12 protein-coding genes are annotated in these 13,152 nt (G+C 32.8%); 6 read left to right on the top strand and 6 right to left on the bottom strand.

Features of this window, described 5'->3' with window-relative positions; all coding sequences use genetic code 11:
• The first annotated feature begins 11 nt into the window (after nucleotides 1–11).
• The 6 genes from AAEO58_RS11915 to AAEO58_RS11940 all read left to right on the top strand — a co-directional run bounded on the left by AAEO58_RS11915 (nucleotide 12) and on the right by AAEO58_RS11940 (nucleotide 6,217).
• Nucleotides 12–2,012 carry an OmpA family protein gene (locus tag AAEO58_RS11915; RefSeq protein ID WP_341683608.1) on the top strand — a complete coding sequence of 667 codons (2,001 nt, stop codon included), beginning with the start codon at nucleotides 12–14 and terminating at the stop codon, nucleotides 2,010–2,012.
• 80 nt (nucleotides 2,013–2,092) lie between these two features.
• On the top strand, nucleotides 2,093–2,827 hold the full coding sequence (locus tag AAEO58_RS11920) for a heavy-metal-associated domain-containing protein (protein ID WP_341683609.1): 735 nt from the start codon (nucleotides 2,093–2,095) through the stop codon (nucleotides 2,825–2,827).
• A 409-nt stretch (nucleotides 2,828–3,236) separates the two neighbouring features.
• Complete coding sequence (locus AAEO58_RS13440; protein WP_481129027.1) at nucleotides 3,237–3,563, top strand: helix-turn-helix domain-containing protein; 327 nt, start codon at nucleotides 3,237–3,239, stop codon at nucleotides 3,561–3,563.
• A gap of 125 nt (nucleotides 3,564–3,688) precedes the next feature.
• Nucleotides 3,689–4,474, top strand: coding sequence for an MlaE family ABC transporter permease (locus tag AAEO58_RS11930; RefSeq protein ID WP_341683611.1), 786 nt, complete (start codon nucleotides 3,689–3,691; stop codon nucleotides 4,472–4,474).
• A 2-nt stretch (nucleotides 4,475–4,476) separates the two neighbouring features.
• The gene (locus tag AAEO58_RS11935) at nucleotides 4,477–5,229 is read left to right on the top strand and encodes an ABC transporter ATP-binding protein (RefSeq protein WP_341683612.1); all 753 of its coding nucleotides are present in this window, start codon (nucleotides 4,477–4,479) and stop codon (nucleotides 5,227–5,229) included.
• A gap of 7 nt (nucleotides 5,230–5,236) precedes the next feature.
• Entirely contained in the window at nucleotides 5,237–6,217 is a 981-nt protein-coding gene (locus tag AAEO58_RS11940) for an MlaD family protein (protein ID WP_133606343.1), read from the top strand.
• A gap of 51 nt (nucleotides 6,218–6,268) precedes the next feature.
• Here the strand turns inward: AAEO58_RS11940 and AAEO58_RS11945 are convergent, their stop codons facing one another.
• From AAEO58_RS11945 to AAEO58_RS11970, 6 genes are all read right to left on the bottom strand, one after another.
• Nucleotides 6,269–6,733 (bottom strand): hypothetical protein, encoded by a 465-nt coding sequence (locus tag AAEO58_RS11945; RefSeq protein WP_133606341.1) that lies wholly within the window; start codon nucleotides 6,731–6,733, stop codon nucleotides 6,269–6,271.
• 20 nt (nucleotides 6,734–6,753) lie between these two features.
• On the bottom strand, nucleotides 6,754–7,437 hold the full coding sequence (gene cmk, locus AAEO58_RS11950; RefSeq protein WP_341683613.1) for a (d)CMP kinase: 684 nt from the start codon (nucleotides 7,435–7,437) through the stop codon (nucleotides 6,754–6,756).
• Between the two features lie 33 nt (nucleotides 7,438–7,470).
• On the bottom strand, nucleotides 7,471–8,490 hold the full coding sequence (gene porQ, locus AAEO58_RS11955; RefSeq protein WP_341683614.1) for a type IX secretion system protein PorQ: 1,020 nt from the start codon (nucleotides 8,488–8,490) through the stop codon (nucleotides 7,471–7,473).
• A gap of 120 nt (nucleotides 8,491–8,610) precedes the next feature.
• Nucleotides 8,611–11,073, bottom strand: a complete 2,463-nt coding sequence (lon, locus tag AAEO58_RS11960; RefSeq protein ID WP_133606333.1) for an endopeptidase La — start codon at nucleotides 11,071–11,073, stop codon at nucleotides 8,611–8,613.
• 196 nt (nucleotides 11,074–11,269) lie between these two features.
• Complete coding sequence (locus AAEO58_RS11965; RefSeq protein WP_341683616.1) at nucleotides 11,270–11,812, bottom strand: Riean_0653 family protein; 543 nt, start codon at nucleotides 11,810–11,812, stop codon at nucleotides 11,270–11,272.
• Nucleotides 11,813–11,852: 40 nt separating this feature from the next.
• Nucleotides 11,853–13,142, bottom strand: coding sequence for an MFS transporter (locus tag AAEO58_RS11970; protein WP_133606329.1), 1,290 nt, complete (start codon nucleotides 13,140–13,142; stop codon nucleotides 11,853–11,855).
• Nucleotides 13,143–13,152: the final 10 nt, after the last annotated feature.

Raw genomic sequence — 13,152 nt, forward strand, 5'->3', positions numbered from 1 at the left:
AAACTTAAATTATGAAAATAAATTATACAACAGCTATTGAATCTCCCAAAGCAAGATTCATGTCACAGCTTCAATTGCAAACTTTGTTTGTAGTTACCTTAGTACTATTAGGTTTTACGAAAGTAAATGCCCAAATAGAAGAATACACAAAACCTTCTTGGATGTTTGGTGTAGCAGCAGGCGCAAATTTTAATTTTTATGGTGGTTCTACTTTCATGTTAAATGAAGGTTTTACACCGCCAACTGCTTTTCATGATGGAAAAGGAATAGGTCTATTTATAGCTCCTAACATTGAATATCATAAACCAGGCACAAGATTGGGATTCATTTTTCAAGCGGGTTATGATAGCCGTCAAGGGAAATTTGATCAAGTAACAACGCCTTGTAATTGTCCCGCCGATTTGGAAACAAAATTAAGCTACATTACTATTGAACCAAGTTTACGATTTGCTCCATTTAGATCTAGTTTCTACTTATATGGCGGACCAAGATTTGCTTTTGTTCAAGACAAATCGTTTACTTACGAACAAGGAACAAATCCAGATTTCCCACTTCAAGTGCAAAATCCAGATGTAAAAGGTGATTTTAGTAATGTAAATAAAAACATCATCTCTATGCAAATAGGAATGGGTTATGATATTCCGTTAAATTCAACAACTAGTAAAACACAATTCGTTTTATCTCCGTTTGTTGCTTATCATCCTTACTTTGGGCAAAATCCTAGAGATGTAGAAACGTGGAATGTAACAACTATTAGAGCTGGGGCTGTATTGAAATTTGGTCAAGGTCATTTAGTAGAAGCAGCAGCAGTAGATGGAAAAGTAGTTTTTTCAGCCATCCCTCCTACTAATGTTGAATATGTAAAAGTGGTAAGAGAAGTATTCCCTATCCGTAATTATGTGTTTTTTAATGAAGGTTCAACCGAAATTCCAAACCGCTATGTTGTATTAAACAAAAGTCAGGTGAAAGATTTCAAAGAAGATCAGGTACAATTTGATACACCTAAAAACATGTCGGGTCGTTCGGAACGTCAAATGTTAGTGTATTACAATATTTTGAATATTTTGGGTGACCGAATGGTTAAAAACCCAAATACCACAGTAACTTTAGTAGGTTCATCAAATAATGGTCGCCAAGAAGGATTAGTAATGGCTCAAAATATCAAAAACTATTTGGTAACTGTTTTTGAAATTAAAGAAAATAGAATTGCTGTAGAAGGTAGAGACAAACCAGAAGTTCCTTCGGAACAGAACGGTGGCACAAAAGAACTTGGATTACTAAGAGAAGGTGACAGAAGAGTTTCTATTGAAAGTAACTCACCTGAATTGTTGATGGAATTCCAAAGCGGTAAAAATGCACCATTAAAACCTGTAGAAATCGTAACGGGAAATCAAACTCCTAATAGTGATGTAGTTTTTAACGTTGAAGGCGCTGAAGAAAGCTTGAAATTATGGTCGTTACAGATTAAAGATGAAAAAGGAAAATCTCAAAACTTTGGACCTTATATGGTTGAAAAAGTGAGTATTCCTAGAAAAACAATCATGGGCAACCAACCTGAAGGTGACTACAAAGTAATCATGACCGGAACTACAAAATCGGGTAAAATCATTAGTCAAGAAAGCACTATGCATTTAACGCCTTATGTGGCTCCAGTGGTTCAGGAAAGTATTCGTTTTAGTGTTATTTATGAATTTAACGAATCAAAATCAATCGCTATTTACGACAAGTATTTAACAGATATTGTGGCTCCAAAAATTCCGAAAAATGCTACTGTTATCATTACAGGACATACTGATGTTATTGGAGAAGTTGATTACAACAAAGATTTATCTTTAGCAAGAGCAAATGATGTAAAAGGCATCTTAGAAAAAAGTCTTGCTGCAGCTGGAAGAACCGATGTAACATTTAAAGTTCGTGGTGAAGGTGAAGATGAAAAACTAGCACCATTTGAAAACAAATATCCAGAAGAACGTTTTTATAACAGAACCGTTATCATTGATATTGTGAAATAAATTTATGAGAATCCGTTTTGTTAACGCAAAACGGATTTTTTTTACTGTAACTTTAGGGTTACTTATTAAATTATATCAATATGAAGCATACTTACAAAATAACTGGAATGACTTGCATAAGTTGCGAAGAAAAAGTAAAGAACTCATTGTTACAAGTTAAAAATGTGACTTCTGTTACCGTTTCTAAAGATACAGAGCTGGTAATAATAACCATGGATAAACATGTTGCTTTAAATGACTTAAAAGAAGCTTTAGATACTAAATATAATATTGAAACCCCTGCAGAAGTAGAAGTTAATGAAGAGGTAAAAAGTTGGTTCGAAATTTACAAACCCATACTGCTGATCTTTTTTTATATTGTATTAGTCACAACCATTATGGCTTTACAAAGTATGAAATCGAATCAAATGGAACCAACTGAAATTGTAATGAAATGGATGAATCATTTCATGGGTGGTTTCTTTTTAGCATTTTCCTTTTTCAAGCTGTTGGATTTGAATGGTTTTGCAGCAAGTTATAAAATGTATGATATTATTGCTAAAAAAATACCTTTTTGGGCTTATTTGTATCCTTTCGTAGAATTAGGTTTAGGACTTTCATTTCTGTCAAATTTGTTTCCTTTAGTAACAAATAGTATCACTTTCATCGTAATGTCAATCAGTATCATAGGAGTTTTACAAGCGGTTTTGAATAAGAAAAAAATTCAATGTGCTTGTTTAGGAGCTGTTTTTAATTTACCAATGAGTACAATTACAATTATAGAAGATGCTCTAATGATACTGATGAGTGGCATTATGGTATTTGTTTTAATTTAATTTTTAAGCTAATAAATATATAACTGAAACATAAAATTATGTAAGTATTTAACTTTCATTAAAATTAGTTTTGCACCGCTTATAAAGGTACCTTTACAAGAATAGCAATTAGTAAAGCGTATCATGCAATTAAGCATCATATTCGCTTAGCAACTAATTCAGGAATTTCATTTATGAAAATACACATTAAATACATGGTTTCTCTTCGCTGCAAAATGGCCGTTAAAGAAGAACTTGACAAATTAAAATTAAAACACACTTCTATAGAACTTGGTGAAGTAAATCTTAAAAAAGACATCACTGCGATGATAGGGAGTTTCTTCGAAAAGGGCTTATAAAAAAAGGCCTTGAATTAATCGATGATAAAAAATCGTTACTAATAGAAAAAACCAAAACGATTATCATTGAATTGATTCATTATTCTGAAGAAAATCCTAAAATCAATTATTCTGATTATATCAGCGAAAAATTAGATTACAATTACAATCACCTTTCGTCGTTATTCTCAGAAGTTACAGGCACAACAATAGTTAACTATATTATAATCAACAAAATAGAAAGAGTAAAAGAATTACTTTTATATGATGAATTAACGCTTACCGAAATTAGTTTGTTAATGGAATACAGCAGTGTAGCACATTTATCGCATCAATTCAAAAAAATTACGGGATTGACGCCAACCTATTTCAAAAAAATAAAACAGTACAAAAAACGAATCATGTTAGAAGAATTATAGCATTTAAATATAATTCTTACAATCCGATTTGAAATTTCAAATCGGATTTTTTTATGGTATATCTTACAAAAATCAGCTTTTATATCATTAAAAATCACTATATTTGATTGTAATTACGATGCTTCATGAAAAAATATTTCGCCAATCTTACTGAAGCTTTACAAAACTTTCTCATCGAAGTAGGAGAACTTTCTTACTTTGCAGGTCGCTTTTTCAAAGAATTTTGGAAACCGCCTTACGAATTCAAAGAATTTTTACGTCAGTGTTTTTATATTGGAAATCGCTCCTTGTTATTAGTCAGCGTTACGGGTTTTATCATTGGTTTGGTATTTACCTTACAATCACGTCCTACGTTGCAGGAATTTGGTGCTGTTTCTTGGATGGCGTCTATGGTAAGTGTTTCTATTATTCGTGAAATTGGACCCATCATCACTGCTTTAATTTGCGCCGGTAGAATTGGTTCAGGTATTGGTGCCGAATTAGGCTCCATGAAAGTAACCGAACAAATTGATGCCATGGAAGTTTCAGGAACCAATCCATTTAAATATTTAGTAATTACCCGAATTTTAGCCACCACATTAATGTTGCCTTTATTGGTAATTGTTGGAGATTTAATAGCTATTTACGGTTCCTTTTTAGTGGAAAACATCAAAGGAAATGTTTCTTTTACTTTATACTTTAACCAAGTTTTCAATATTTTAGAATACAGCGATATTGTGCCGGCTACCATCAAAACCTTCTTTTTTGGGTTTGCGATTGGTTTAGTGGGTTGCTACAAAGGTTATAACTGTAAAAAAGGTACAGCTGGCGTTGGAAAAGCAGCCAATGCAGCGGTAGTTTATACTTCTATGTTGCTTTTTATTATTGACTTTGTGGCGGTTTTTGTTACTAATATTTTTTACGATTTATAACCATGAAAACAAATACAACTTCAAAAAATGCGATTATTAGTATCAAAGACTTACATAAAAGTTTTGGTACTAACGTAGTTTTGGATGGCTTTGATTTGGAATTGTATGAAGGAGAGAATTTAGTGGTAATGGGAAAATCGGGTTCAGGAAAATCGGTGATGATTAAATGTGTGATTGGCTTAGAACAACCCGATAGCGGTTCGATTTTAGTGATGAATCAAGAAATCAACAACCTAGAACAAGAAGATTTAGATGAATTACGTACTGAAATCGGATTTCTATTTCAAGGAAGCGCCTTATATGATTCGATGTCGGTTCGAGAAAATTTAGAGTTTCCATTACGTCGTCACACGAAAAAATTTGGTGTAATTGAAGATACTACGCCTTTGGTTATGGAAGCCCTTGAAAGCGTAGGTTTAGCTCATGCGATTGATTTAATGCCAAACGAACTTTCGGGCGGTATGAAACGAAGAATTGCCTTAGCCAGAACCTTGATTTTAAAACCAAAAATTATCTTATACGACGAACCCACAACCGGTTTAGATCCTATTACATCGAAAGAAATTGTACTTTTGATGAATTCGGTACAAAAAAAATACAATACCTCTTCTATCATCATTACACATGATGTAGATTGTGCTAAAGTAATTGCCAATCGCATGATTTTGTTAATAGACGGAGTAAATTATATAGAGGGAACGTTTGGCGAATTATCAAGCTCAACCGATCCTAAAGTGCAAGCGTTTTTTAAATAATGTAACAATGGAAAAATCAAATTCACAAAAAATACAACTCGGAATCTTTGTCATTATTGGAACATTAGTCTTCTTAGCTGCGATTTATTTTGTTGGCAACAAGCAAAATATGTTTGGAAACACGTCTAACTTAAAAGCTGTTTTTGCTAATGTAAACGGATTACAGCCAGGAAACAATGTTCGTTACGCCGGAATTGACATTGGCACCGTAACCGAAATCGAAATGATAAATGACACCACAATTAATATAAACATGTTAATTGACAATAAAATAATGCATCATATTCAAAAAAATGCGGTGGCTACTATTAGTTCGGATGGATTGGTTGGAAATATGATTGTTAACATTATTCCAGGCAAAGGTGTCGCAAAAAAGGTGGAGAATGGAGATGTAATTCAATCTTACAGTCGCATTGGAACTGATGCTATGCTAGAAACATTAAATGAAACCAATAAAAATGCAGCGCTTTTAACAGCCGACTTATTGAAAATAACTAACGAAATAAATCAAGGAAAAGGAACTGTTGGTACTTTATTAAAAGATAGTGTCATGTCGAGAGACTTGAAAGAAACGATTCATAATTTGAAAGAAACTTCACTGGGAACTGTAAAATCGATTGACAACTTAAATCATTTAATACTTTCTTTAAATCAAAAAGACAATGTAATTGGCGTTTTAAATGATAAAGATGTAGCGGTAAAAATGAAAAACATCATCACCAATTTAGAAAAATCAAGTGCCGAAATTGATAAAGTAGTTACCAACTTAAACGCTACAGTTGTAAATATAAAAGAAGGAAAAGGTGCGCTGAATTATTTATCGAATGATGAAAATTTGGTCAAAAAGATAGATTCAACCATGACGAATTTAAATGGTGCCAGCGGTAAGCTTAACGAAAATTTAGAAGCGTTAAAACACAATTTCTTGTTTAGAGGTTATTTTAAAAAACAAGCTAAAGAGAAAGCGAAAAGCAAAACAACAAAATAAAAAAGGCTGTCATTCAAAAGTGACAGCCTTTTTGTTTGTTTTTTTTAAATTTTATCTGTGATATTCAGAAAAAAGTTCTCCTGTTACACCACTATCGTTGATTAGCGTTTTAATTTTCATAAAATTAGCATTCAACACCACTACTTTCGACATTTCTCCATCAATTTCTAAATCATCTGTTGTTTGGTCATAATTATATACACCTGTTGTTGAAGTTGTTTCAATAGGTGTTGTTTCAGAATAATTCATAGCAGGAATCGAAACAGTTATATAAGCACTAATAATATCGTTATCATAAGTTCCATCTGTTTTGAACTCCATAGTTCCTTCAGAATCGCCTTCTAAATTTGCGTTCATGCCAGTATAATTGGCTGTACCGTACATTCTTCCTAATTGCCAAACACCTTCAATGTTTGCTGTTGTTTCGTCGCTGTCTTCATCACTACTACATCCATTTAAAAATAAAACCGATAATAATAAAAAAGTCACTTTCAAAGAATTGCTTAAAAATTTCATGTTGTTATTTGTTTAGTTGTTTATAATTTTTCTTTTACTAAATTCAATACGATATCAAATTGTTCTTTCTTACTTAGAGAAGAATTATCAATTTCAATAGCATCATCTGCTTTTACTAAAGGAGAATCTTCTCTATGTGTGTCAATGTAATCGCGTTCTTCTACGTTTTGAAGTACATCTTCAAAATTAATGTGTTGTCCTTTTTCTACCAATTCGTCAAAACGGCGTTGTGCTCTGGTTTTTGAACTTGCTGTCATGAATAATTTCAGTTCAGCATCAGGGAAAACTACGGTTCCGATGTCTCTTCCGTCCATTACTATGCCTTTGTCTTTGCCCATAGCTTGTTGTTGTTCTACTAATTCAGCACGAACTTCTGAAATTTCAGCCACTTTACTCACCATACGCGAAACTTCAATCGTTCGAATAGGTGTTTCGATGTTTTCATTGTTCAAATACATTTCTGCAAATCCTAAAGTCGGATTGAATTGAAAACGTAAATTGATATTAGGTAATTGGGCAACCAAACCTGCTTTATCTAAATGCGTTTCTGAAACCAAGTTATGTTGCATAGCAAAATAAGCTACCGCGCGATACATCGCACCTGTATCTACATAAACGTAACCTAATGCTGCAGCCAATTGCTTAGCCAATGTACTCTTTCCAGTTGACGAAAAACCGTCTATTGCTATGGTAATTTTTTTCATTTCTTGCTTCTTTACTCTTTGCTCTTGCTTCTCTTATTCCAAATCAATCATCAAACCAAATAAACTGGTATTAGCTGCCACGGTATATCTAGAATATGAATAATCAAATTTAACTTTTCCAAATCGCAATCCAAAACCAACAGAAATTCCAGAAAAATGGCGTTGTTCTAAAATTCGTAATTCTTCACTTCTTCTAAAATTATAACCTAATCGAATATTAAAACCTTTTTCTGGAAATAATTCGGCACCTAAAATGACATGTCGCAAAGCATTATTAAAAAAAGATACTTTTTCTTCTTCCGAACCTCCATCTAAACTGCCTTCCGCCCTATTTGGATTTGAAAAAGCAATATTCCATTCCTGTAAATTTTCAAAAGTCATGTGCCAACGAATTGGGACATTCTCCATTAATTGCGAAATTCCAGCGTCAATGGCTAATGGCAATTTCTCATTCGTATCTTGATAAGGTTTAATTTGAAATCCTAAATTTCGAACCGTTAAACCGTAATTAATATCATTGTCGTAATCCACGTATAAAAATCCTAAATCTACCGCTGCTCCCCAAGAATTGTAACTTTCTAACGTAGACGAAATCAATTTAGCATTAGCGCCGACAAACATATCGGTCCAAGGAATATTATAAGCATATCCAACAGATAATACGGCTTCACTTCCTGTAAAATCGGAAGTTAAATTTCCTAATTCGTCTCTTCCTTCAAAAGTTCCATAATTGACATAACTTATTCCGGCATGAAATGTTTGCAAATGACGGTCGTAAGTATACGCATAAGCTGCTGTTCCGTAGGAAACTTCTCCAAAATAACTTCCATAATTTGCCGATAAACGATTGTGCATTTCGGCATTAATTGTTGCTGGATTATAAAACGCTTGATTTACATCGTAATCCACTACAGTTACCGTTTTGCCGCCTAAAGCAGCTTGTCTTGGAGATTGTGCTAAGTTTAAAAATTGATATACACTCTTACCTCCTATTTGGCCAAATGTTGTAGCCGATAGCAGAAATGAAAAAAGGAATAAGAGTTTTCTTAGCATTTTTTGGTGTTAATCTTACATATAACGCAACTGCGAAGATAAAATTATATCAGTTAGGAAACAAAAAAAGAACTCTCAATAAGTAATTTATTGAGAGTTCTTTTTGATATTATATTGAAATTACTTTTTAGTTTCTAAAACTTTAGCGTTTTTGACCTTTTGATTCGTAATGGCAATATCTAAAACTTCGCTCATTTTATCTACGTAATGGAACGTTAAACCTTCAATATAATCCGGTTTGATTTCCTCAATATCACGTTTATTTTCTTTACATAAAATGATTTCTTTGATGTTGGCTCTTTTAGCAGCCAAGATTTTTTCTTTGATACCACCAACAGGTAATACTTTTCCACGAAGTGTAATTTCACCTGTCATGGCAATGTTTTTCTTAATTCTTTTTTGTGTGAATGAAGAAACCATTGAGGTTAACATGGCAATTCCGGCACTTGGTCCGTCTTTTGGCGTTGCTCCTTCTGGAACGTGAATGTGTATGTTGTAATTGTTTAAAACTTCTGGATCAATTCCTAAAAATTCAGCGTTGGCGCGAATGTATTCTAAAGCAATTGTCACCGATTCTTTCATAACCGTTCCTAAATTCCCAGTCATGGTCATGGCTCCTTTTCCTTTCGAAATTAAGGATTCGATAAACAAAATATCACCACCAACAGATGTCCAAGCTAAACCTGTAACAACTCCAGCTACATCATTATTTTCATATTTGTCGCGCTCCATACGTGGCGATTTTAATACTTCTAAAATATCAGCATCGGAAACTTTTACGTTATAAGTTTCGTCCATTGCAATTGATTTTGCAGCGTGACGCACCACTTGAGCAATTTTTTTCTCTAAACCACGAACACCCGATTCACGTGTGTAACCTACTACGATTTTTTCTAATTGTTTTTTACCAATTTGTAAATCTTTAGTTGTTAATCCGTGTTCTTTTAATTGTTTTGGTAGTAAATGTGTTTTAGCAATTTCGATTTTTTCTTCAATTGTGTAACCTGTCATTTCGATGATTTCCATACGGTCACGAAGTGCTGGTTGAATTGGAGATAAACTATTAGAAGTTGCAATGAACATTACTTTTGATAAATCGTAGCCTAATTCCAAGAAATTATCATGGAATTCTTTGTTTTGTTCAGGATCTAAAACTTCTAACAAAGCCGAAGATGGATCACCATTATGACTCGTAGATAATTTATCAATCTCATCTAAAACAAACACTGGATTAGATGTTTTTGCTTTTTTAATGTTTTGAAGAATACGTCCTGGCATCGCACCAATATAGGTTTTTCTGTGACCTCGAATTTCTGCTTCATCACGTAAACCACCTAGTGACATTCTGATGTATTCTCTACCTAATGCTTCTGCAACCGACTTTCCAATTGAGGTTTTTCCCACACCTGGAGGTCCGTATAAACAAAGAATTGGCGATTTCATATCGTTTCGCAATTTCAAAACCGCTAAATGCTCAATGATACGTTTTTTAACATCTTCTAATCCGTAATGATCTCTATCTAGAATTTTTTGAGCACGTTTTAAATCGAAATTATCTTTGGTAAATTCGTTCCAAGGCAATTCTAAAAATAACTCAATATAATTGCGTTGGATTCCAAAATCAGGCGAATTTGGATTCGTACGTTGCAATTTTGACAATTCTTTTTCGAAATGTTTTGCTGTTTTATCGTCCCATTTTTTCTTTAAACCTTTGGCACGCATTTCCTCAATTTCGGCTTCATACGAAACGCCACCCAATTCTTCTTGAATGGTTTTCATTTGTTGCTGTAAGAAATATTCGCGTTGTTGTTGGTCTAAATCGAAACGCACTTTTGATTGAATATCGTTGCGAACTTCTAATTTTTGAAGCTCTAAGTTCATGAAACGTAAGGTTTCAAGTGCTCTGTCTTTTAAATTTGGAATCGAAAGTAATTTTTGCTTTTCTTCAACTGAAAGATTCATATTAGAAGAAACAAAATTGATTAAAAACGGATTACTTTCAATGTTTTTAATAGCAAAAGTAGCCTCTGTTGGAATATTTGGACTTTCCTTGATAATTTGGATTGCCAATTCCTTAATTGATTCTATAATTGCTTTGAATTCTACATTTTTATTATTTGGACGCTCTTCTGCAACCTCTTTGATTTTTGCTCTCAAATAGGGTTCTTCTTGTGTAAAAGCTTCCACTTCAAAACGTTTCTTACCTTGAAGAATTACAGTAGTATTTCCGTCAGGCATTTTTAAAACGCGCATAATTCGAGCTACCGTTCCAATATGATGCACATCACTTGGTGACGGATCTTCTTCGTTTTCATCAATTTGCGCTACAACACCAATGATTTTTCCTTTGGCATTGGCATCGTTAATTAATTTAATCGATTTATCTCTTCCAGCGGTAATTGGAATTACAACTCCTGGAAATAAAACAGTATTTCGTAAAGGTAAAATGGCAATATCCTCAGGCAAAGCCTCATTATTCATTTCTTCTTCATCCTCAGGCGTCATTAATGGAATCAATTCTGAATCTGGATCCATTTCCTGAAGTGACAAATTGTCAAGCGCTAGTATTTTTTGATTCGGCATAATAATATTTATGGTCTTTTTGTCAGTAATTATCTTTTGAAATAGTATTCAAAATTAAGCATAAAAGCGTTATTCTATTGATAATCAAATCATAAAATAAATTTAAATAGCAATTTCAAAAGTAATAGTTCAAGATGTATGCCATAAAAAAATCCCGAAGTGTTAGTTCGGGATTCTAGAATATTGTAAACTAAAATTAATCAACTTGATTATCGAATTCTACATTAGTAAAAACACCTTCTGTAACTAATTTAGTAGTAGAATTTGAAATATTGTATGCTGAAAAACTAAAAGTACCTGAAACTTTATCATTTGTTCTATCAAAATTTGTAATTGTAATAGTTCCAATAGATGTACTTGTTAGTGGATTAAAAGAAGAAAATGCTCCATTAATTGAACCCAAAGCAGTATCAAAATATTGTAACAAACTTAAATTACTACTTTCCGTACTTGCTGGGAAAGTTCCAACAGAAGGATTTATAATTTGAAGAGAAATAGATTTTCCGTTATTAGTTAAACCACTTATTATCAACTGATCCCCTAATGCTGTTTCAGAAAAATCTCCAATGGTTTGAGCAGCAACAAAATTAGTACCATCAATCTTTGCAGTAAATGAACTATTAGAAGAATTTCCTGCTGTAAGATCTAACGCTGGATCAACTGGTTCATCATCACAAGAAACTGTTGTAAATGCTAAAGTTAAAATTAAAAGTTTTAGAATTGATTTTATAGTTTTCATAAGTTAGTTTGAATTATTTTTCCAAATATAAAAAGATATTTTATTTTTTTGGTACTCTGAGTAATAAAAGTAATCCTACAACAAAAAATAAGATTAAAAACAAGATGGCATTTTGAATTTTACCCGTTACATCTGCGATATAACCATAGGTAAACATTCCGATTACAATTCCGATTTTCTCGGCTACATCGTAAAAACTAAAGAAAGAAGTTGTGTCTTTTGTGTCTTCTGGAATAAATTTAGAATACGTTGAACGCGATAAGGATTGAATTCCTCCCATAACCAATCCAACGAAAGCTGCAGCAATGTAAAAATCATTTGGTGTAACTACGAAATAAGCATAGGTACAAATTAAAATCCAAGAGAAATTTAAACCAATTAAAATTGTAATATTTCCGTATTTAGCAACAAGTTTCGATGTTAGCCATGCGCCTAAAACAGCAATTAATTGAATCAATAAAATACTAACAATCAATCCCATTGTACGCTTACTATCGCTTCCCCATTGCACTTCTTTTTCTCCAAAATAAGCGGCAATAATCATAATGGTTTGTACTGCCATACTGTAGACAAAGAAAGCTCCTAAATAACGTCGCAAGGATTTTAATTCCTTTATTTGTTGCCAAACTTTTCGCAACTCTTTAAAGCCATTAAATAGTACATTTTTATGCAGTTTGTTATCGTTTTTATTATTTGGTAAGTAATAGTAAGTGTACTGACTGAAACCTATCCACCAGATTCCAACCAATAAAAAAGAATAACGCATCATTTGTAACTTTTGATCATCTTCTACCGACATTACTGCAGCTAAACAAATCAATAATAAAACAACACTACCAACATATCCTAAACTAAACCCTTTTGCACTGATTTTATCCTGTTGGTCTTTGTGAGCGATATCGGGTAAATAGGAATTGTAGAATACTAAACTACCCCAAAATCCTATTAAGGCTAACAAATACGAAACTAAACTTAAAACAACTGTATCTAAAGAAAAAAAGTAAAGTGACATACAAGAAGTTGCTCCAACATAGCAAAAAAGTTTTAGGAAAAACTTCTTATTTCCCATGTAATCGGCAATTCCTGATAATAATGGTGATATAAAAGCAATGATTAGAAATCCTAAAGCGGTAACATAACTTATTAAAGCTTCACTTCTTACAGAAAAACCAAACAACACAATTTCTTCAATATTTTTTTGACGAAATAAAGCTCCATAATACAGTGGAAAAATGGTTGAGGAAATTACCAAAGCATAAACCGAGTTTGCCCAATCGTAAAAAGCCCAAGCGTTTAGAAGTTTAGAATCTCCTTTTTGAAGTTTTTGCATACGAATTATT

This window comes from Flavobacterium helocola (genome assembly GCF_038289885.1).
GTDB lineage: Bacteria > Bacteroidota > Bacteroidia > Flavobacteriales > Flavobacteriaceae > Flavobacterium > Flavobacterium cheniae.